Here is a 21,651-nt window from a genome sequence, read left to right as displayed (position 1 = left end):
GAGACTATATCTTCTCCACTTGCGTGTATTCCAACTCAAGCGGTGTTTCCCGTCCAAACATGTTCACGTGCACTTTCAACTTGCTTTTGTCTACCAAGATTTCTTCCACGGAGCCCACAAAATTCGCAAAAGGACCAACTTTAATACGTACGGATTCCTTAATATCGAATTCAATTTTAGGCTTCGGCTCAACCATGCCCATGTGCTTCAGAATTTGTTCCACTTCTTCAGGCAGCAAGGCTGTTGGTTTGGACCCGGAACCTGTCGAACCGACAAATCCCGTAACACCTGGTGTGTTGCGAACAACATACCAAGAGTCATCCGTCTGGACCATTTCCACCAAGACATATCCGGGGTAAACTTTACGCATAACGGTTTTTTTCTTACCGTCTTTGTTTACCACTTCTTCTTCCATAGGAACAAGAACGCGGAAAATCTTGTCTTCCATGCCCATGGACTCTACGCGTTTTTCCAAATTGGCTTTGACCTTATTCTCATACCCTGAATAGGTATGAACGACGTACCATCTTTTTTCCATATCAAGCCACCTGGGACCCTTCTTAAATAATCGCTTCGATCACAGCGGAGATGCCGATATCAATGACCCAAAAAAACAGCGTCATAACCACAACAGTACCAAGAACGATCAATGTGTAGTTGGTCAGCTCTTTACGATTAGGCCAGCGAACTTTTTTAAGTTCAGCCCAGCTTTCAGAGAAAAAGGAAATCAGAGATTTGAAACTACGTTTCACGCCGACTACACCTCCAAAAAACTATCTGGTTTCGCGATGAGAAGTCTGCTCGTTACAAAACTTGCAAAATTTCTTCATCTCCATGCGGTCGGGGTGATTACGCTTGTTTTTTGTCGTAGTGTAATTTCTTTGTTTGCAGTTTGTACAAGCCAAAGTAATAATTACCCGCATGATGTACACCTCCCGAAGACTTCCACATTCAAGCGGAGTCTCTAAATTAATCCTAAAAAAAAGCCGCGAATTTAGGCCTACCTAAAACACTTTATCATAAGGGTATAACCATGTCAATGAAAGAATAGCCTTTCATCAATGGGTAAAAAGTTCCTATCAAACACATTCAGTTTCTCATCTCTGTTTTTCTCTTCTCCTGCATGGACCAAGCGATTACTAGTATAATCATTCTTTAACTTTATAAACTTGAGGCAGCAAAAAAAGACTCAAACCCCGAGCCTTTTCCGTCAACGACAACATGTGTTCAATTATCTCGAACTTCCAGGTACTTTTCAAGTTTACGCTTCACGCGCTGAAGTGCATTATCAATGGACTTTACATGCCTGTCCAAATCCACTGCAATCTCTTGATAAGATCTCCCGTCCAGATACAACATCAATACTTTACGTTCCAGATCACTCAGAATCTCAGACATCTTATCTTCCAGGCCCACAAACTCTTCCTGATTGATGATAAGTTCTTCCGGATCGCTGACCTGTGTTCCACAAATCACATCGAGTAACGTACGATCGGACTCTTCGTCATAAATAGGTTTGTCCAGTGATACATAAGAATTAAGCGGAATATGCTTCTGACGTGTTGCTGTCTTAATTGCCGTAATAATCTGTCGTGTAATACACAACTCGGCGAAGGCTTTGAAAGAAGCGAGCTTGTCCCCTTTGAAATCCCTAATGGATTTATAGAGTCCAATCATTCCTTCTTGAATGATATCTTCCCGGTCAGCCCCAATCAGAAAATAAGATCTTGCCTTGGCGCGTACAAAGTTACGATATTTGTTAATCAAAAACTCCAGCGCTTCGCTTTCACCTTCACGGACCGCTTCGACAATGTCTTCGTCACTTTGGTAATCATACTTGGATAACATGATATCTTTGAGGTCGACACTCACAGACAATCCCTCCGGCTGCAACGCAAGGTACCCCGTTACTCTACTCTATGAAATATAGGATCAGTATATATGATGGTACCTCACACCGTCAACCACGCTCTGCCTAAAAAAGAACATCAATAACATAATTGTCAAGAGTTTCAAAATTCTAATTTTTGTAAAACCGTGCTGTTATTCCCGGCGCCACCGCTCAAACTGCTTCAAAACATCCGGACTTAACTTCCCGCCAAGTGTATTTCGCGTTGCTTTAGCCTGATCTTCTTCCAAACGTTTCTGTAACTCTTTTTCGTTCTGCTCTACTTCGATCAGCAATTCCCTTGCGGATACACGCAGAGCTCCCTGTCCAAAAATGACATGCTGCTCTACCATATCGCTTGTAGCCACATAGATTTGGCGTCTTCGCGTGCTTAGTTCCCGAACGAGTCTCTCAATGCATTCGTCAGCCGTCTCTTTTTCCTTTGTAAAAAAGATCTGCACTTTGCTCTGTGTAAAGGATTTACCGAGTCCAGGCACGAGGTAGGCGTCAAAAACAACAATGACTCTCAAGCCGGAGAATGCCTGATAGTCGGCTAGTCGAGATAGAAGCCTGTTGCGGGCCTCCTCCAATCCACTCTCCGCCAATCTGGATAGCTCCGGCCAGTCACCAATCATGTTGTACCCGTCTACAAGAAGCACATCACGGGAATCAGCCATATCTTCTAGTCCTGCGCTTGGCGCGAGCGGAGCACTTCATACATGACAACACCCGCTGCCACGGAAGCATTCAGGGAATTAATCTGACCTTGCATCGGCAATTTGATCAACACATCGCATTTTTCACGAATGAGTCGTCCCATTCCCTTGTTTTCGTTTCCGATCACGAGGGCTACCGGGCCTGTAAAGACGCCGTTACCAAACACGCTCTCCTGAGCAGCAACATCTGTGCCTACTACCCATACGCCCTCTTCCTTGAGACGGTCAATGGTTTGACCCAGATTGCTTACACGAGCCACTGGCACATACTCCACCGCACCTGCTGAAGTTTTGGATACAGTCACTGTAACTGCAGCTGAGCGCCGTTTAGGTACAATGACACCATGTGCACCTGTGCAGTCGGCCGTCCGCAAAATTGATCCAAGATTATGTGGATCTTCGATCTCATCCAGCAAAATCAAAAATGGATGTTCATTTTTAGCAGCCGCTGCAGCAAGAATGTCTTCAACCTCTACATAAGCGTAAGGAGCCGCTTGCGCCATCACACCCTGGTGTTGAATGCCCGGAACTGTTTGATCCAGTTTACGCTTGTCTACGTGCTGAATGACAACACCTAATTTTTTTGCTTCAGCGATAATAGGCTGAGTCAAATGTTTTTGCGCTGTATCTGCAATCCATATTTTATTAATGGTCCGGCCTGAACGCAGCGCCTCCGTTACGGAGTGCTTACCGGCGATCCATTCTTCTTCCATCTTTGTTCGATCCTCTCTATAACGCCCTGTGATTTACTGCACCCTAATTGGCGCACCCTACAGAAGCGGCTTTGTTGTAATTTATATTATTTTGTCGGTGATTGCGAATGTTGTTCCGCATGCTCGATGCCTCGGCGAATCAGTTCAATCATGCGATCATGCCGACCACTGCTATACAGGTAACCGATCAGACACTCCAGAGCCGTGGCATGTCTATACTCCAAAACGTCTGCGTTTTTGGGAATACTGCCAGACTTGGCATTACGACCTTGTCTGACAATGTCACGCTCTTCCTCGGTCAGCTCAGCCTCAATACCTGTGAGAATACGGCTTTGTGCCTTCGCCGATACCAAACCGGTCGCACTACGGTGCAGATGGTTAGGACGCATGTTGGCTTTGGATAACAGATACTGCCGTACTGCTACCTCATATACCGCATCACCAATGTAGGCGAGAGCGATGGGAGGAATCAACCGTGCAGGCCGGGAGGGGGGATAAGGAAACCATCCTCCCTGGTCAACGCTCAGAGACTGTTCATCTGTCTGCTGTTCATCTCGTTGCTCGGTATGCTCGACGGATTCTGACAACTTTTTCAGTTGTTCCTCGCTCATTTGCGCCGCCATCTCATTCCTTGAGCCGTATCCTCAAGCAAGATGCCCTGCGCAGACAGTTCATCCCGAATTTCATCAGCCCGCGCCCAGTTTTTGGTTTTGCGTGCTTCGTTACGTTCTACAATTAGACGTTCGATTTCTTCGTCCAAAAGCTCCGGTTCAGCCTCGGTATAGATACGAAGCACTGCATTCAACTCATTGAACAATTCCAGCAGAGCGCGAATGTCCGCAGCGTTTACCACATCTTGCTGCAACAGTTGGTTAGCTTCTCCAGCCCACTCAAACATTGCCGTAATCGCATCAGGCGTATTGAAGTCGTCCTGCATTTTCTCATGATACTGCTGACGAATCTGCTCCAGTCTCGCTGCAAACTCAGCTGACACAGCCTGATCCACGCTCACAGCCTGCAAGCGATGATTAAGGTTACCTACGGCATTTGCGATCCGGTCCACACTATTCTGTGCCTGTTCCATCGTATCTTCCGTGAAGTTCAACGGATTGCGATAGTGAGTAGACAACATGAAATAACGAATGGCTTCGCGTTTATATTGATTGCGAAGGTCTTTGACAAGCACACCGTTGCCGAGTGATTTCGACATTTTTTCGTTATCAATACGGATGAATCCGTTATGCATCCAGTAGTTTGCCAGTGGTTTACCAGTCAACACCTCGGATTGAGCGCATTCGCACTCATGGTGCGGGAACTGCAAATCCTGTCCTCCGCCGTGAATATCCAACGTATCCCCCAGGTATTCCCGTGCCATGGCAGAGCACTCGATATGCCAGCCCGGACGACCATCGCCCCATGGACTGGACCAGAAAATCTCACCCGGCTTCGCAGCTTTCCAGAGGACAAAGTCTTCTGGATGCTCTTTGCGCTCATCTACACCAATACGAATTCCAAACTGTAATTCCTGAAGGTTTTGCTTCGATAGTTTGCCGTACTCCGCAAATTTGCCTGTGCGATAATATACGTCACCCCCATTTTCATAGGCGAAGTCCTTTTCAACCAGCTCACGGATAAAATCAATAATAAGCGGCATGTTTTCGGTCACTCTTGGATTACTGCTTGCCTTCGGAATACCCAGCCCTTCGAGATCCTCGTAGTACGCTGCAATAAACTTCTCTGCGACATGAGGAACATCCGTGCCAAGCTGCTCAGCTTTACGAATGAGCTTATCATCGACATCCGTGAAGTTTACGACATAGTTCACCTCATGTCCGGTCTGTTCCAAATATCCGCGAACTGTGTCGAAAAAGATAACTGGACGTGCATTCCCGATATGAATGTAATCATATACCGTCGGCCCGCACACATACATTTTCACTTTCCCCGGCTCTTGAGGAACAAAATTCTCTTTGGTACGACTCATCGTATTGTAAATTTGAAGCGTCATAGTCACTTTCCTTTCATCCGTTTCCATCATTATTCTATTGTACCACGGGAAAACTCACTTTCACGTGTACTCTGCAAAGTACGCACTTCTTCACGTAATCGTTCGATTTCTTGCTGCATAGTGCGCAGGGAATCGATGACCGGATCGGGAAGCTGCTGATTCAGACGGTCCACCCGGCGGCCATCCTGCTTCACGATTCTGCCCGGTATGCCTACAACGGTGCTATTCGAAGGGACTTCCTTCAGCACAACCGAGTTCGCACCAATATTACATTGATCCCCCACGCTGAAGGAACCTAGCACCTTCGCTCCGGATGAGATAACCACATTATTGCCAATTGTCGGATGTCTCTTCCCTTTTTCTTTACCCGTTCCGCCAAGTGTGACCCCCTGATAGATGACAACATCGTCGCCAATTTCACACGTTTCCCCAATCACCACGCCCATGCCATGGTCAATAAACAACCGATTGCCAATCGTAGCGCCTGGATGGATTTCGATGCCTGTCATAAAGCGGCTGACCTGTGAAATGAACCGCGCGAAAGAAAACCATCTCCGCTTGTATAAAAAGTGTGCCACCCGGTGCGCCCATATCGCATGCAGCCCCGAGTAGGTAAATACAACCTCAAACCATCCCCGGGCCGCCGGATCGTTTTCAAACACCGCCTGGATATCTGATCTGATCTTCTTGAACATGCTCGTTCCCCTCTTGTTCAGGTCTTCGTCCTCCGGCTTTCCGGATGGCGCGGCCCTCATGGTAGTGTTCTTCTGACTCGACCTAAATAGAAAACGCCTCTGCAGCTATTAAGCTGCAGAGGCGTTTATCGCGGTCCCACTCTGCTCGGTTCATGCCTTAACATACAAGAACTAGGCTACCTGTTATAGCTGCCTCATATCCTTGCACAAGAATGAACCCTCAACAGTTCCGTAACGGGAACCAACCGTCACAACCTATCCTGACGTTTTCCTCTCTCCTACATAACGAGAGGCGGGGCCGGATTCGGCTATGCAGCTCACGGGTGCATTTCGACTGACGGACAGCGGATGACTCACAGCCACCTCAGCTAAGAATCTTGTTCTTTACTGCGGGACCATCCTCTCTGAATCTGTCCGGTTCAGCCTACTTCTCCCGGTCTTTGCTGTTTTTATGATGAATGATAAAATCATACCATTTAACCTTTGTGTTGCTATTATAGCGAAAAGGTTATGGACTGACAACAATCTTCCTTCATATCGGTGGGAACGAAGTTCCATCCTTAAGTCAAAGTAGACTAAACAAGGGCGTTACTTACGCGCCTTTTACCTGAGCATGCAATCGATCAATGACCGTATCGCGGCCAAGCAGTACAATTGTTTGGTTCAGATCGCGTCCATGAGTCTGTCCTGTCAGAGCTACACGGATCGGCATAAACAGCTGTTTACCCTTAAATCCGGTCTCTTTCTGAACTTCTTTGATCAGCGCAGCCATCTTGCTTGGTGTAAATTCGTCGCTAGCCTGTACTTTATCAGCAAATGCCTTCAGAACGGTTGGTACATGCTCCTCAGCCAGTACAGCAGCCCCTTCACTTTCCAGCTCCAGGTGGGAACGGAAGAACACTTCCGACAACTCCACGATATCGGAGGCAGAATTCATTTGCTCTTGGTAGAGATGAACAAGCGTATATGCCCATTCTTTTTGTTCAGGTGAGAGCTCAGCTGCAATACGCCCCGCTTTTTGCAGATGTGGAATCGCCATTTCGGCAATGCGATCTGGTTCAGCATTTTTGATGTAGTGGTTGTTCAAGTGAGCCAGCTTGTGTGTATCAAATACCGCCGGGCTCTTGGACAGACGCTTCGTATCAAAAATGGAGATTAACTGCTCCTGCGAGAAGATCTCTTCTTCTCCTTCAGGCGACCAGCCAAGCAGGGAGATGAAGTTAAACATCGCCTCAGGCAGATAGCCGAGCTGATCATATTGTTCAATAAACTGAATAACGGATTCGTCACGTTTACTCAGCTTTTTGTGGTTTTCATTCACGATCAACGTCATATGACCGAATTGCGGCGGCTCCCAGCCAAGCGCTTCATAAATCATCAGTTGACGCGGTGTGTTAGAGATGTGATCTTCCCCACGCAGGACGTGGGAGATTTTCATCAAATGATCATCGACAGCAACTGCATAGTTGTACGTAGGAATGCCGTCTTTTTTCACAATAACGAAGTCGCCGGATTCCTTGCTGTTGAATGAGATTGTTCCTTTGACCATGTCATCAAACGTATAGATGCGTTCTTCCGGTACACGGAAACGAATACTCGCCACACGGCCTTCCGCTTCAAATGCGCTCTGTTGCTCCGGTGTCAGATCACGGTGTTTACCCGAATAACGCGGAGTTTCTCCACGTGCTGTCTGTTCCTCACGTTCTTGCTCCAGCTCTTCTTCCGTGCAATAACAGCGGTAAGCCAGACCTTTATCCAGCAGCTCCTGCGTATATTTACGATAGATGTCCAAACGTTCCGTCTGACGGTATGGTCCGTACTCGCCGCCGACATCAATACTTTCGTCCCACTCGATTCCGAGCCATTTCAGGTATTTCAGCTGGCTTTCCTCACCACCGGCAATGTTGCGTTTCACGTCCGTATCCTCAATACGAATAATGAATTTGCCGTTATTATGTTTGGCATACAAATAGTTAAACAGCGCCGTACGGGCGTTCCCGATATGCAGGTGTCCCGTTGGACTCGGCGCGTAGCGCACGCGAACTTCGGTGCTCATAATATCCCCTCCGTCTCTAATTGGTTGATAATATCACACGCGAACAAGGCAAACAACCGATTGGGCAGCTATACCCTCTCCCCGTCCAGGGAATCCGAGTTGCTCTGTTGTTGTCGCTTTGACATTCACCTGAGTTACATCCGCTTCAAGTGCCTTGGCAATAACTTCGGCCATCTGCGGAACATAAGGTGCCATCTTCGGTTTCTGTGCAATAATGGTTGAATCAATGTTCCCCAGACGGTATCCACGATCCTTCACCAACTGCCAGACATGCTCCAGCAGTTTCAGGCTATCAGCATCTTTGAACTCCGGATCCGTATCCGGGAAGTGTTTGCCAATATCCCCAAGTGCAAGCGCACCAAGAATGGCATCACTGATGGCATGCAGCAGCACGTCTGCGTCCGAGTGACCCAGCAGTCCTTTTTCATAAGGGATCGTTACCCCGCCAATAATGCATGGGCGTCCCTCTACCAGTTGATGTACATCGAATCCCTGTCCTACACGTATCATCGCTTCTTCTCTCCCTTGAGCAAAAACGCGGCGTATTCCAAATCTTCCGGCGTCGTTAATTTGATGTTCTTATAACTGCCTTCCACAACCTTGACCGACATTCCCTGGCGTTCAGCCAGCATTGCGTCATCCGTTCCTAGAAATCCGTCCCGGTCCGCCGATTCGTACGCAATCAGCAGGGAAGAAAGACGAAAAGCCTGCGGGGTTTGAATGCTCCACAGACTGCTGCGGTCCGGCGTCGCCGTAACGATTCCATCCGCATTTACTTGTTTGATCGTATCCTTCACTGGAACGGCCAGTACAGCTGCTCCACCCGACATAGCGGCCTTCATACACCCCATAATCTGCTCACGGTTTATAAAAGGACGTACCCCGTCGTGAACGAGGACCCAGTCTGTCCCTAGTGCCTTAAGGCCTTCGTGGACCGAATGCTGTCTCTCCTTCCCTCCGGGGATGACACGGACACGTGATTCCAGTCGGTATTCTTTTACCCAATCCTGGCAGCGTTCAACATCGACAGCTCCCGTGACCAGCACCATTTCGCTGACCTCGTCCATAGCCGTAAACACTTCAAGCGTATGTATGAAAACGGGCTTGTCCTGCAGCAGCAGAAACTGCTTACTCTCGGTTGTTCCCATCCGGGTCCCCCGACCTGCCGCCACAATGACAACACCCCACCCTTTATCCATGCCGCAATCCCTGCCTTGTCTGTCAGTTTATCGTCGTAAGATACAAAATATCTACTATCGATATTAAATATCGTTAAACGATACACTACCCATCATACCGCTTTATTGGGCTTTTTCCAACAGTTTCGGCTTGGCAAAAATCATTCGTCCCGCTGACGTCTGCAGCACACTGGTCACCAGCACTTCCATCATCATGCCGATATACTCGCGTCCGCCTTCCACCACGATCATGGTGCCATCATCCAGATAGGCTACACCTTGACCGTGTTCCTTACCATCCTTGATAATCTGTACCATAATCTCCTCACCTGGCAATACCACCGGCTTAACGGCATTGGCGAGGTCATTGATGTTTAGCACGGATACTCCTTGCAGTTCACAGACCTTATTCAGGTTGAAGTCGTTGGTGACAACTTTACCCTGAAGCACCTTGGCGAGCTTGACCAGCTTGCTGTCCACTTCCGAAATCTCCTCGAAATCACCTTCGTAGATGAGCACTTTAACGTCCAATTCCTTCTGAATTTTATTCAGAATATCAAGCCCACGCCGTCCTCTGTTCCGTTTGAGCAAGTCCGATGAATCTGCAATGTGCTGCAATTCCTCCAGAACGAATTCCGGGATTACAATCGTGCCCTCGATAAATCCGGTTTTGCATATATCCGCGATGCGACCATCGATAATTACACTGGTATCCAAAATTTTGTGCTCTTCTAGCCGTCTTTCCTCATCCACCTCAGGATGACCCCAGCGTCCTGACATCCAGAAGGCCGCCAGATCGTCTTTCTTCGCCATTGCAAGCATATAGCCTATATAGCTACTTACGACCGTCAGTGCCACTTGCAGCACTTCTCCGGCCGTCCCCAGCCATGCTACACAAGGATATAACAGCAAGGCCACCAGCAGTCCTGCAACTGTACCCGCCGCACCCGCAGCCAATTCATTCATCGGTACTTTGGCCAACGAATCAATACTATTATGTAGTCTGGTTGCCATTAATGTTCCACCAATGTTACACACGGACATAAACAATACAGCACCTAGTAGGGTTGATACCCCAGCCCCCAATAATCCTGCTGATTGAATCCATTCAGCCATCCAAGGGACGGATTTTCCTGCCAGATGATATGCCGTGTAGCCGAACCATGCACCGCACAATCCTGTAAAAGTTAAAATGCCTTTTTTCCACATAAGTCCCTGCACCTCCTTCAATATAACTTCATCTTTATATCCAGTATGATCCAATTCTCAGATTGCTAATCCCGCTTTTGAAGAACTTTTTGGAAATGTTGCAATCGTCAGTTGAAAGAAGGTAAATTATTGGCATATAATGAATTCAATTCATATCCCGAGGTGAGTAGCAAAATGAGTACGCTAAGTTTACAGGCTTTTCAGGATCAAGTTTCCGAGCTGTTGCTGCGTCATCGCAGCCTGATTGATGTACTGTCCAAAACAGGACAAGCCGGCGCCTCTGTCAACCGTGCCGTGTCCAAGGCCATTACCGAATGCGGCTGCATTGAGCTGCACGCCACCAAGCAGAAATATGCCCCAGAGAGCGACATTGCTCAATCAAAAGGCCTGCTGGAAACGCATGTGGAAGGTGAATTGTGCGAGAATTGTAAAGAGGTGATCAGCTCTGAACTAGGGCGGAACCTGTTTTATATGTCGGCTCTCTGCAATCTGCTGGACATCAACATGGAAGAGGTCGTAAATCACGAGTCACAGAAATGTTCGACGTTAGGGATGTTCAATTTGTCGTAAACAATACGTATTTCGTTGTAATGATTAAGTTAACGTATAGATTTTAAAAACAAAAATAAGCACGTATTCTCCTGTTGAGGAGCGTACGTGCTTTCTTTTTATTTCCCGAAATGATGGAATGCCTAGCGATCGGAAGGACGGGAAGACTTCTCTTCTTTACGCTTTTTGGCTCGGTTCCGCGAGGCTGCCGTCCGCATATTATGCTTCATCCCATATAGAGCGTATAACACAAGTGGAATAAAGATCAATTTGGACAATTGTTCTGGAAACATAACAGCCACCACTACCGCGAAGACGATGACCCAAGGTGCAATCCAGATCGCTTTACGCGGTAGACCAACCTTTTTGAAATTGGGATATTTCAGCGAACTTACCATCAGATACGATAACAGCAAGGTCGCAATCATCATACTCACGGGACCGATATCCTTATTAAACAAGGATAGTGTTGCTAGTACCCCTCCAGCCGCTGGGATCGGCAAACCTGTGAAGTACCCGGGGATACCGGGGCGAACGTTAAACCGGGCTAACCGGATAGCCCCACAGATTGGAAAGCTTGCGGTTGCGATCCAGGCGAGAACCGGAGTTGCATCCTGAAACGAGACCATGAATATAATTAAGGCTGGAGCTGCACCGAATGAAACCATGTCAGACAAAGAATCCAGCTCTTTACCAAACTCACTCTGGGCATTAAGTGCACGTGCCACACGGCCATCCAGGCCATCCAGCAACATCGCAATAATGACCAAAATCGCAGCCAAACTATACTTCCCATCAATTGCAAGCAGGATTGCCATCATTCCAAGAAACAGATTACCCAAGGTAAAGAGATTCGGAATGAATCTGGTTAACATCGTTGTTTCACCTCATTATTTTCAAGCCGTTATAGGCAAACCCTTACATTTGTCTGTCAATAAACATCTGCTCCTGCAAACGCTTGAGACCTTCCTTAATAGTTCGGGCCCGTACCTCTCCAATCCCGTCCACTTCGTCCAGCTCTTCAATTGTAGCCATAATGACATGAGGCAATTGTTCGAATTGATCCACCAAGTTATGGATAATGACATTCGGCAGGCGTGGTATCTTATTTAATACCCGATATCCGCGAGGTGCAACCGAATCTTCAGACGTAGCCGCTGACGAAGGGTATCCCAGAAGACGTACGATATGATGTGCATCCAGCAATTCATCGTCCGACAGTCTTTTCAGACCAACGATAATCTCACGAATCTTGTCATCACTGTCATCACGGGCATAGTCCTTATACAGCAACCAGGCTTCCTCTTCTGTTGTACCGACGAGCTCCTCCATCTGCATGGAGATCAAACGTCCCTCGTTGCCGAGTTCATGAATGTAACGCTTGATTTCCGTTTTGATGCGCATAACCATTTCCGTACGCTGAATGACATTGACTACCTCAGGAATCGTTACCAGTTCCTCGAACTCGGCGGCGCTCAGATTCGTAAGGGACTGTGTCAATACAGCCTTGTATTTCTCCAAGGTTTGAATCGCTTGATTCGCCTTGGTCAAAATAACCCCGATTTCCTTGAGGGAATACCGTAGTGTTCCTTGGTATAAGGTAATAATATTCCGCCGCTGCGATATAGATACGACTAATTTACCTGTTTGTTTCGCGACACGCTCAGCCGTCCGGTGACGGATCCCCGTCTCAGATGAAGAGATGGATGAGTCAGGAATAAGTTGAGTATTGGCGTATAGAATACGTTTTAAATCCTCGCTAAGGATAATGGCACCGTCCATCTTGGCGAGTTCATACAAATAGTTCGGGGAGAAATCACAGTTAATCGAGAATCCTCCATCCACCACTTCCATTACTTCAGGGCTGTATCCTACAACCAGCAGTGCACCCGTCTTGGCGCGCAGCACGTTCTCCAGACCTTCGCGGAAAGGTGTACCTGGTGCAATCAGCCTTAACAATTCGTTCATATTATCCAGTTGGCTCGAATCTTTCATCTTGTTATGCCCCCTAATCTAAAGCAACCGCTAGTGCATCTGCCACGGTATTCACACCGATCAGTTGTATCCCGCGAGGATGTTTCCAGCCCTTTAAGCTTTTTTCTGGTAAAATGACACGCTTAAAGCCCAATTTCTGAGCTTCTTTCACACGTTGTTCAGCCCTTGAAACGGCCCGAACTTCACCCGTTAAACCGATTTCCCCAAAGATGACGTCATCTGGCTTGGTCGGTACATCTCTCAAGCTGGATGCGATACTTACAGCAACCGCCAAATCTACTGCCGGCTCATCTAATCTCACACCACCAGCTACGTTCAGATAAGCATCCTGCGTTTGCAAGAACATGCCCATCCGTTTCTCCAGTACCGCAATAATCAGGTTTAATCGATGGAGATCTACCCCTGTTGCCATACGCCGCGGAGAAGGGAAATGTGTGGTTGAAATCAATGCCTGCAATTCCACAAGCAGAGGACGTGTGCCCTCCATGCTGGCAACTACGGTAGAACCAGCCACACCCAGAGGACGTTCTGACAAAAAGAGCTCAGAAGGGTTGCCTACTTCACGAAGTCCATCTTCGCCCATTTCAAAAATGCCGATCTCATTGGTCGAACCAAAACGGTTCTTTACCGCACGTAAAAGGCGATACGTATGATGCCGTTCTCCTTCAAAATAAAGAACACAGTCCACCATATGTTCCAACATACGTGGACCTGCAATGGCGCCTTCTTTCGTAACATGCCCCACAAGTACGGTTGCAATGCCTCGCCCTTTGGCGATTCGCATGAACCGTGAGGTACATTCCCTTACCTGAGCTACACTGCCGGGTGCACTGGTGACTTCTGGCAGATAAACGGTCTGAATAGAGTCGATGACTAGAAAATGCGGCTGGATCTGCTCCACCGCTTCCTCTACCCGCTCCATATTGGTCTCACATAGTACATATAACTCAGGAGACAGCGCACCCAGACGGTCAGCCCGCAATTTCGTTTGCTTAACTGATTCCTCACCTGAGACATATAACACACGCAAACCTGAGTGAGTCAAAGCATGAGATGTTTGCAACATCAATGTTGATTTTCCGATTCCGGGGTCTCCGCCCACCAGAACGAGAGATCCTGGAACAATTCCGCCGCCCAAAACCCGGTTCAGTTCTTCAATTCCAGTCTGTACACGCGGTTCCTGACCGCTATCTATATCTATGATGGGAAGTGGCTTATCTTTACTCTCAAAGAGAGGGGAATTTCTCCCTTGTGTTTTGACCACCGTTTCGGTTTCTTCCACCATTGAATTCCAAGACTGACAACCCGGACATTTGCCGTACCATTTGGGGGCTTCATAGCCGCATTCCGTACACTGAAACTTGGTTTTAACTTTGGCCACTTCAGCACTCCTAGGATTTATTTTATAACAGCATTTTGCATTTTTCGACGAATTTTGCCTTAATTCCCTGACGTGCAGGGTTAATAAAAGTTTACCATTGTTTGAGATTTTTCGTAAAGGATTATCGCAAACTTTACACATGTTCGTAGCACTTCAAAGTTTATTTTCTGATAAACAACAGCTCTGGGTCTCTGACTGGCAAAAAAACACAAAAAAATCCTTCCCGACTAAAGCCAGGAAGGATTTTTGTTTTATACATCAGACTCAGTAGTTATGTCACTAGTTGAGTGTTACTTATTTCGTTTCGATTTCCTCAGTGGAAGGAACAACAACGTCTTTTTTAGTTACAGACAATGCTCCATTCTCTTCATCGATGAGCAACGAATCACCTTTAGTCACATTACCCGTGAGCAATTCTTCCGATAATTTGTCTTCAATATGCTTCTGGATCGCCCGACGAAGCGGACGAGCACCATAGGCTGGATCGAAGCCTGCTTTGGCAAGGAAAGCCTTGGCATTGTCTGTGAGTTCGAAGTCGACCTCGTATTCATTCAGACGTTTACGAAGCTCTTCACTCATCAGTGTAACAATCTCAGCAATGTGTTTTTCTTCAAGAGAATGGAACACGATAATTTCATCAATCCGGTTAAGGAACTCAGGACGGAAGCTTTTCTTCAGCTCATCCATCACTTTACCCTTCATGTTATCGTAATCCGCACCTGCATCCACTACTGCCGTAAAGCCCAGTGTAGAGTTACGTTTGATCGCTTCTGCACCCACATTGGATGTCAAAATAATCAACGTATTCCGGAAGTCTACGACGCGACCTTTGGAGTCGGTCAGACGACCATCCTCAAGCACTTGCAGCAAGATGTTGAATACTTCAGGATGTGCTTTCTCGATTTCATCGAGCAGGACGACAGAGTAAGGTTTGCGACGAACTTTCTCTGTCAGCTGTCCACCTTCTTCATATCCCACATATCCCGGAGGTGCTCCGACGAGTCTTGAAGTGGAATGCTTCTCGCCATACTCGGACATATCAATCCGGATGACTGCATTTTCATCCCCGAACATGGCTTCTGCAAGAGCACGAGCCAGCTCGGTTTTACCTACCCCTGTAGGACCAAGGAAGATAAATGAACCCATTGGACGTTTCGGATCTTTCAATCCGGCACGAGCACGACGAACTGCACGACTGACGGACTTCACAGCCTCATCCTGACCAATGACACGTTCATGCAGAATTGATTCCAGATTCATCAAGCGTTGTGTCTCTTCTTCTTTCAGCTGATTCACCGGAATACCAGTCCAGCTGGCTACTACTTGTGCGATATCCTCAGGAGTTACCTCAGAATCCGTGCGACCTTGTTTTTCTTTCCATTGGTTCTTCGTTACATCCAGCTCTTCACGGATTTTTTGTTCCGTGTCACGCAGCGCTGCTGCCTTTTCGAACTCCTGGCTTTGAACCGCTGCGTCTTTTTCCTTGCGGATATCCTCGAGACGGCTCTCCAGTTGTTTGAGGTTAGGTGGGATCGTGTAAGAGTTCAGTCTTACTTTGGAACCCGCCTCATCAATCAGGTCAATCGCTTTGTCCGGCAGGAAACGGTCTGTAATGTACCGATCAGACAGTTTAACCGCCTGCACAATCGCTTCATCCGTAATTTTTACCCGGTGATGCGCTTCGTAACGATCACGTAAACCATGCAAAATTTGAACCGCTTCTTCTGGAGAAGGCTGATCGACCGTAATCGGTTGGAAACGACGCTCTAGCGCAGCATCCTTCTCGATATATTTGCGATATTCATCCAACGTTGTAGCACCGATGCACTGCAATTCTCCACGGGCCAAAGCCGGTTTCAAAATGTTCGAAGCATCAATTGCACCTTCCGCTCCGCCTGCACCAATCAGGGTATGCAATTCGTCGATGAACAAGACAATGTTACCCGCTTGACGAATTTCATCCATAATTTTTTTCAGACGATCTTCGAATTCACCGCGATATTTTGTACCTGCAACAACTGAACCCATATCCAATGTCATGACACGTTTGTCACGCAAAGTCTCTGGAATTTCGTTGGCGATGATTTTTTGTGCAAGTCCTTCAGCGATAGCTGTTTTACCTACACCTGGCTCACCGATCAGTACTGGGTTGTTCTTGGTACGACGGCTCAGCACCTGGATAACACGTTCGATTTCTTTACTACGTCCAATCACTGGGTCCAGGTTGTTCTCCTTGGCATACGCCGTAAGATCACGTGCCAGACTGTCCAGTGTTGGTGTGCTGACATTGGAAGGCGTACCATTATGACTGGATACAGCTTCACTGCTGCCAAGCAGTTGCAGCACTTGTTGACGTGCCTTGTTCAAACTAATACCCAGGTTGTTCAGCACACGTGCTGCAACCCCTTCGCCTTCACGAATCAATCCAAGCAGGATATGCTCTGTGCCTACATAGGTATGGCCCAATTTGCGAGCTTCATCCATAGACAATTCAATCACTTTTTTCGCACGAGGCGTATATGCAATGTTCGTAGGTTGCTCTTGGCCACGGCCAATTAGCGTCTCTACTTCATCTTGAATTTTTTCCAATCCGAGTCCCAGGCCGATCAGCGCTTTGGCTGCGATGCCTTCGCCTTCACGAATGAGGCCGAGCAAAATGTGCTCTGTACCGATGTTATTATGACCAAGACGGACAGCTTCTTCCTGCGCCAATGCGAGCACCTTTTGGGCCCGTTCCGTAAATCTTCCAAACATCATATCTCCTGCACCTCCATGGTTTTGGATAAAACGGGGGCTGTTGAAAGGATCCCACCGTATTCTTCATATCATTTTTGTTTGCAGCCGTGCTGCGAATAAAATCATTCAGCATTCATTTATAGAAATGCTCTATTATATAAAAGCCGCATCTGCGGCGTGAAACCTTTATAAACAACTCTTGAACAACCTAGGATTGATTGGCTGCACTGATCGTATCACGGATCAACTGAGCCCGATATATGTCACGCTCATCTGTCCGCATGTCTTCCCCAAATGTTTTCTGCAAAAAGCCCGGCTGCGTCATCACATTCAACTCGTTCATCACGGTAATGGACAAGCCGTCCAACAATCCGAGATCAACACCAAGTCGAACATCAGACAGACGCTGTGCAGCTTCCTTCGAATCGACGATGGCTGCATGGGACAAAATGCCGTAAGAACGCATAACCCTGTCGGTAATCCGCAATCTGGAGTCCGTAATTAACCGTTCTCTGGCGGTACGCTCATGCCCAATCATCTGTAACACAACACTATGCAGGTTATCGATGACTTCTTGTTCCGTCTGCCCCAGTGTGATCTGGTTCGAGATCTGGAACAGGTTACCCATCGCCTCACTGCCTTCACCGTAAATTCCCCGTACAGTCAGTCCGACTTGGGAGACTGCACTTAGAATGCGGCCAATCTGCTGTGTCATCACCAGAGCGGGTAGATGCATCATGACAGATGCTCTTACACCTGTACCTACATTCGTAGGACAGCTGGTTAAATATCCTCTGCGGTCATCAAAAGCGTAATCCACATGCGCTTCAAAAGCATCATCTATGGCGGAAGCTTTCTCCCAGGCTTCTTTCACCTGGAACCCCGGATAGAGGCACTGGATACGAAGATGATCCTCTTCATTAATCATAATACTGACAGATTCATCCTCACTGAGAATAACAGCACCATTTCTGGATTCGTTCGCAAGACTGGGACTGATTAAATGCTTCTCCACCAGCACCCGTTTGTCAAGGTCATCAATATCAATCAGATCTAGGGTATGAAAATCTCCAAAGGCATGAACGTCATCATATTGAAGTACTTCGCTCAGCTTATTCAGCACTTCTTCCGATTGCTCATTGGAAGCCAGCATCGGAAACGGATAATGCTGCAGGTTGCGTGCGATCCGGACTCGGCTGCTAATGACGATTTCGGAATCAGCCGCATCACTACGCATCCAGTCGCTGAGCGCCTTCTCTGTAAAACGCAGATTAGGCATTACGCATCCCTCCTACTCATCACAAACTTTACTCCTGAGCTATTTCTTTTTCAAGTTCCCTGATCTGATCACGAATTTGAGCGGCTTCTTCAAACTCCTCTTGCGTTATGCTCTCCTGAAGATCCCGTTTCAGATCAGCAATCTGTCTTTTGACCTTGATGCGACCACCAGCCCGTGCAGGCACTTTACCCACGTGGGAAGTGCTACCGTGAACCCGTTTGAATAGGGGGTCCAAACGACTGTCAAAATATTTATAACAAGAACTACAGCCAAAACGGCCGATTTTACTAAACTGTGAATAGGTCATGCCGCATTCTTCACAACGAAGGGATTGCGCGGGTGTTGCTCCCGCACTGCCATTCTTGCCTGAGGGTTCAAAATCAAGCAACCCGGACAATAAGTTATGAATGGAAAATCCGTTGGATGTTCCGGGAATCATTTCCCCTTTTTCACGAGCACATGACTCACAAATATGGAATTCCGTCTTCTCTCCGTTCACGATCTTCGTGAAATGGAGTGTTGCCGGACGGTTGTTGCATTCTTGGCACAGCACAATGATGTACCCCCTTGATCCCGATAGTTTTCATTTACCGAGCAAAGATATTAACATCGCCTTTAACATTCTGGCACGAATTTGATCCCGGTAAGGAAGTTTGACCAATATAATCTCTCTCGATACAGCTGCCCGCATCAACCCGGCTTCCCTTTTGCTCAAGAAACGTGCTTCTTCCAGTTGGTAGATCAGACCTTCGGCAGCTGTCTGCCCGATCTCATCTCCAATACTATGGTGCAAATGGTTATGCAGAGCCGAGTGAGCCGGCAATTCAATCCGCTGTATGCGAACATAACCGCCGCCGCCACGTTTACTCTCTACAAGATAACCTTTTTCGAGTGTAAATCGGGTGCTGATGACATAATTGATCTGGGAAGGCACACATGAAAATTGATCAGCCAGATCATTACGTTGAATTTCGACCAATCCTTCGGGACTTTCATGCAAAATACTCTTCAGATATTGTTCGATAATATCAGAGATATTACGCATCCACTCATCCTCCACTGTCTGAAACGTTAAGTCAATAAGGACCCACACGCCCCTACAGAGTACACCTTCTCAACCCATTTAACCAATCAAGGAAACAGCGAAACTGATCTTCAACGGTCTTTAACAGGAGAGCGAAGGACGCTCGAAGGTCCTTTAATATTGCTTTTATCCGCTGATGTGTACTACCTTCAATATGGCTCCCACCACCGGATTGCAGAAAGAAAGTTACGTAAGTATTTAACCTTTAGTTGACTTTGACTTTCTTTGACTTTATATACATTATAGCATATTTTGTGGTTTTGCCAAGAGGGAGCACTATTCATTTTTTACGATTTTACACGAAATATTCGGCTGACACAAAAAAACCTCTCCAAAATAGCTGGAGAAGTCCATTTGTCTCACACTAGCATCGTAATGCTATACAAGTTAAGTCTATGAAATTGATCCTAAAATACTCGTTACTCTATGAGGATCAGAAAAAATCAAGTAAATACGTTTCCCGTTCAGGAATCGCTTGCTCCAAAGCCTTAATCGCTCCATTCGGTCCTTCAATTCTACCTATTTGAGCCATCTCTGCGGGCCTACGATACCCCATCAGCATTGCGGTGAGCGCCTGTATGTCTACTTTAACAGTCTGATCCTTAGGTGCCGACTCAGATGTTTTCCATATCGAAGCTGTACCATTCATCGCCACATTCAACTGCCATACCCCTTCATTCCATGGTGCATGGGCATCCTCTACCTGGAGATTAATCTGTACTGGTGAGTCTGGGCTCGCAAAAGGATACTGTGAAATAAATTGTTCTACACTCACAATACGTGCCATGAAGAAAGGTACAATTTCCTGCTGAATCCGCGGATTATCTAATTGAAAAGCAAGCATATCACTGGCTGGTGCCTGTAAAGTGACTTCCTCAATCATAGAATCATGGTTGGCAATAAAGGTCCACAAACCTTGTCTTGTCTCTTCATTCAGATAAATGATCTCTTTAATGGTAAACTTTCTTTCCTTAACCTCATATAAAACATAGCCTTGTGCTTTACCAGCTTCATCATAATATACAGCCTTCTGGCTGGCGCCATTAGATAGAACTGAATTCTCCCATCTCGCATCATCCCGAATCAAGGTTCCGTTATAGCGTTCAGCGTACGCACTGTATACTTCCTTTAATATACTGAGTCCCGGATCGCCACGGCGAATTGTTCCAGGGGTTGCCTTTTTCGCAGGCAGATGAGCTGTAGGCACTTTATATCGTTTAAACTCAACATACGTCTCCCATCCATATCTCCGATAAAATGCAAAAGAGAACGGATGCAAAAACGATATACTTTGTTTGTTACGGTTCATTTCCTCCAGCGCATGCTTCAACAGCCCAGCTACCCAGCCTTTACGTCTATATTCTGGCCATGTCGCTACTCCCGCAATACCGCCCATCTCGAACGATCTCCCATGAATATAGGTTTGAAAAGGAATAATATGAAGTTTGGCACCCAATTGTCCTTCCTCAAATACACCCCATATATCCTGTGAATCAAATTGACTCCGTCTCTTCTCCGTTTGCTCTTCACTCATTACCACTTGAAAAGCATACTCGGAGAGTGCCATAGCTGGCTCAAAATCATCTACGGTTAATTTCTGAATTTCCATGTCGTCCTGCACCCCGTTCTCTAAGTTATGATATCTTTCAAATCATGGCCTGATACGTGATGTATGTATCCATTTATGAGTGTGTCAGAGGAACGGGACAAAGTCAAACAAGAGATGCGCGGGCATCTCTCGGGGATAACGATCTATATTAAAAAACACAAATAAAAACCACCACCGAATAACATCGGCAGTGGTTCTTCGCTTGGCGGCGTCCTACTCTCCCAGGACCCTGCGGTCCAAGTACCATCGGCGCTAGAGGGCTTAACGGTCGTGTTCGGGATGGGTACGTGTGGAACCCCTCCGCCATCGCCACCAAACGCGATTTGTCGAAGCATAGCTTCTTGAAATCAGATATGAAACTGAAAATCATACACACATTCTGTGATGTACCGATTTTCATTTCAGAGATTATTCTCTGAAAACTAGATCCGAAACGAAATGTGCGATTTATAACTTGCATATTGGATAAGCCCTCGACCGATTAGTACTGGTCAGCTCCATGCATTGCTGCACTTCCACCCCCAGCCTATCTACCTCGTCGTCTTCAAGGGGTCT

General features: G+C 46.9%; 22 protein-coding genes and 2 rRNA genes. 1 reads left to right on the top strand and 23 read right to left on the bottom strand.

The window, feature by feature from the left end:
- Positions 1 to 4: 4 nt before the first annotated feature.
- From nusG to BUA17_RS29620, 13 genes are all read right to left on the bottom strand, one after another.
- Positions 5 to 538 carry a transcription termination/antitermination protein NusG gene (nusG, locus tag BUA17_RS29680; RefSeq protein ID WP_024633599.1) on the bottom strand — a complete coding sequence of 178 codons (534 nt, stop codon included), beginning with the start codon at positions 536 to 538 and terminating at the stop codon, positions 5 to 7.
- A gap of 22 nt (positions 539 to 560) precedes the next feature.
- A complete protein-coding gene (secE, locus tag BUA17_RS29675; RefSeq protein WP_053779219.1) occupies positions 561 to 752 on the bottom strand; it encodes a preprotein translocase subunit SecE in 192 nt (63 codons plus the stop codon).
- 21 nt (positions 753 to 773) lie between these two features.
- Positions 774 to 923 carry a 50S ribosomal protein L33 gene (gene rpmG / locus BUA17_RS29670; RefSeq protein WP_072735843.1) on the bottom strand — a complete coding sequence of 50 codons (150 nt, stop codon included), beginning with the start codon at positions 921 to 923 and terminating at the stop codon, positions 774 to 776.
- 304 nt (positions 924 to 1,227) lie between these two features.
- Positions 1,228 to 1,872, bottom strand: coding sequence for an RNA polymerase sporulation sigma factor SigH (gene sigH / locus BUA17_RS29665; RefSeq protein WP_024633601.1), 645 nt, complete (start codon positions 1,870 to 1,872; stop codon positions 1,228 to 1,230).
- A gap of 171 nt (positions 1,873 to 2,043) precedes the next feature.
- On the bottom strand, positions 2,044 to 2,565 hold the full coding sequence (locus BUA17_RS29660; RefSeq protein ID WP_063567417.1) for an NYN domain-containing protein: 522 nt from the start codon (positions 2,563 to 2,565) through the stop codon (positions 2,044 to 2,046).
- Between the two features lie 5 nt (positions 2,566 to 2,570).
- A complete protein-coding gene (gene rlmB, locus BUA17_RS29655; protein ID WP_063567416.1) occupies positions 2,571 to 3,317 on the bottom strand; it encodes a 23S rRNA (guanosine(2251)-2'-O)-methyltransferase RlmB in 747 nt (248 codons plus the stop codon).
- Positions 3,318 to 3,403: 86 nt separating this feature from the next.
- Positions 3,404 to 3,928 (bottom strand): Mini-ribonuclease 3, encoded by a 525-nt coding sequence (locus BUA17_RS29650; protein WP_079697651.1) that lies wholly within the window; start codon positions 3,926 to 3,928, stop codon positions 3,404 to 3,406.
- Positions 3,925 to 5,325, bottom strand: a complete 1,401-nt coding sequence (cysS, locus tag BUA17_RS29645; RefSeq protein WP_063567415.1) for a cysteine--tRNA ligase — start codon at positions 5,323 to 5,325, stop codon at positions 3,925 to 3,927. The genes BUA17_RS29650 and cysS overlap by 4 nt, the downstream gene beginning before the upstream one ends.
- 29 nt (positions 5,326 to 5,354) lie before the next feature.
- The gene (gene cysE, locus BUA17_RS29640; RefSeq protein WP_063567438.1) at positions 5,355 to 6,020 is read right to left on the bottom strand and encodes a serine O-acetyltransferase; all 666 of its coding nucleotides are present in this window, start codon (positions 6,018 to 6,020) and stop codon (positions 5,355 to 5,357) included.
- A 592-nt stretch (positions 6,021 to 6,612) separates the two neighbouring features.
- The gene (gene gltX / locus BUA17_RS29635) at positions 6,613 to 8,076 is read right to left on the bottom strand and encodes a glutamate--tRNA ligase (RefSeq protein ID WP_064642087.1); all 1,464 of its coding nucleotides are present in this window, start codon (positions 8,074 to 8,076) and stop codon (positions 6,613 to 6,615) included.
- A 33-nt stretch (positions 8,077 to 8,109) separates the two neighbouring features.
- Complete coding sequence (gene ispF / locus BUA17_RS29630) at positions 8,110 to 8,586, bottom strand: 2-C-methyl-D-erythritol 2,4-cyclodiphosphate synthase (protein ID WP_053779226.1); 477 nt, start codon at positions 8,584 to 8,586, stop codon at positions 8,110 to 8,112.
- Positions 8,583 to 9,275 (bottom strand): 2-C-methyl-D-erythritol 4-phosphate cytidylyltransferase, encoded by a 693-nt coding sequence (ispD, locus tag BUA17_RS29625; RefSeq protein WP_072735842.1) that lies wholly within the window; start codon positions 9,273 to 9,275, stop codon positions 8,583 to 8,585. The genes ispF and ispD overlap by 4 nt, the downstream gene beginning before the upstream one ends.
- 102 nt (positions 9,276 to 9,377) lie before the next feature.
- Complete coding sequence (locus BUA17_RS29620; protein WP_063567412.1) at positions 9,378 to 10,463, bottom strand: PIN/TRAM domain-containing protein; 1,086 nt, start codon at positions 10,461 to 10,463, stop codon at positions 9,378 to 9,380.
- A 174-nt stretch (positions 10,464 to 10,637) separates the two neighbouring features.
- Between BUA17_RS29620 and BUA17_RS29615 the strand changes: the two genes are divergently transcribed.
- Complete coding sequence (locus tag BUA17_RS29615; RefSeq protein WP_024633611.1) at positions 10,638 to 11,033, top strand: nucleoside triphosphate pyrophosphohydrolase family protein; 396 nt, start codon at positions 10,638 to 10,640, stop codon at positions 11,031 to 11,033.
- Positions 11,034 to 11,155: 122 nt separating this feature from the next.
- Here BUA17_RS29615 and pssA read toward each other — a convergent pair whose 3' ends face one another.
- From pssA to BUA17_RS29565, 10 genes are all read right to left on the bottom strand, one after another.
- Positions 11,156 to 11,887 (bottom strand): CDP-diacylglycerol--serine O-phosphatidyltransferase, encoded by a 732-nt coding sequence (gene pssA / locus BUA17_RS29610; RefSeq protein ID WP_063567411.1) that lies wholly within the window; start codon positions 11,885 to 11,887, stop codon positions 11,156 to 11,158.
- A gap of 43 nt (positions 11,888 to 11,930) precedes the next feature.
- On the bottom strand, positions 11,931 to 13,007 hold the full coding sequence (gene disA / locus BUA17_RS29605) for a DNA integrity scanning diadenylate cyclase DisA (protein WP_063567410.1): 1,077 nt from the start codon (positions 13,005 to 13,007) through the stop codon (positions 11,931 to 11,933).
- A gap of 13 nt (positions 13,008 to 13,020) precedes the next feature.
- Positions 13,021 to 14,388 (bottom strand): DNA repair protein RadA, encoded by a 1,368-nt coding sequence (gene radA, locus BUA17_RS29600; protein WP_063567409.1) that lies wholly within the window; start codon positions 14,386 to 14,388, stop codon positions 13,021 to 13,023.
- Positions 14,389 to 14,682: 294 nt separating this feature from the next.
- The gene (gene clpC, locus BUA17_RS29595; RefSeq protein ID WP_063567408.1) at positions 14,683 to 17,145 is read right to left on the bottom strand and encodes an ATP-dependent protease ATP-binding subunit ClpC; all 2,463 of its coding nucleotides are present in this window, start codon (positions 17,143 to 17,145) and stop codon (positions 14,683 to 14,685) included.
- A 187-nt stretch (positions 17,146 to 17,332) separates the two neighbouring features.
- Positions 17,333 to 18,403 carry a protein-arginine kinase McsB gene (locus BUA17_RS29590; RefSeq protein ID WP_063567407.1) on the bottom strand — a complete coding sequence of 357 codons (1,071 nt, stop codon included), beginning with the start codon at positions 18,401 to 18,403 and terminating at the stop codon, positions 17,333 to 17,335.
- Positions 18,404 to 18,431: 28 nt separating this feature from the next.
- Positions 18,432 to 18,956, bottom strand: coding sequence for a protein-arginine kinase activator protein McsA (locus tag BUA17_RS29585; RefSeq protein ID WP_063567406.1), 525 nt, complete (start codon positions 18,954 to 18,956; stop codon positions 18,432 to 18,434).
- A 30-nt stretch (positions 18,957 to 18,986) separates the two neighbouring features.
- Positions 18,987 to 19,448: a CtsR family transcriptional regulator gene (locus BUA17_RS29580; RefSeq protein ID WP_063567405.1), complete on the bottom strand. Its 462-nt coding sequence runs from the start codon at positions 19,446 to 19,448 to the stop codon at positions 18,987 to 18,989.
- 472 nt (positions 19,449 to 19,920) lie between these two features.
- Positions 19,921 to 21,096: a GNAT family N-acetyltransferase gene (locus BUA17_RS29575; protein ID WP_063567404.1), complete on the bottom strand. Its 1,176-nt coding sequence runs from the start codon at positions 21,094 to 21,096 to the stop codon at positions 19,921 to 19,923.
- A 200-nt stretch (positions 21,097 to 21,296) separates the two neighbouring features.
- Positions 21,297 to 21,413: ribosomal RNA gene (gene rrf, locus BUA17_RS29570) — 5S ribosomal RNA — on the bottom strand.
- 144 nt (positions 21,414 to 21,557) lie between these two features.
- Positions 21,558 to 21,651 (bottom strand): 23S ribosomal RNA (locus BUA17_RS29565); the annotation flags it as partial.

The organism is Paenibacillus sp. ov031, assembly GCF_900143165.1.
Taxonomy (GTDB): Bacteria; Bacillota; Bacilli; order Paenibacillales; family Paenibacillaceae; genus Paenibacillus; species Paenibacillus marchantiae.
Note: the sequence above shows the minus strand (reverse complement) of the source record. Positions and strands in the feature narration are given on the sequence as shown.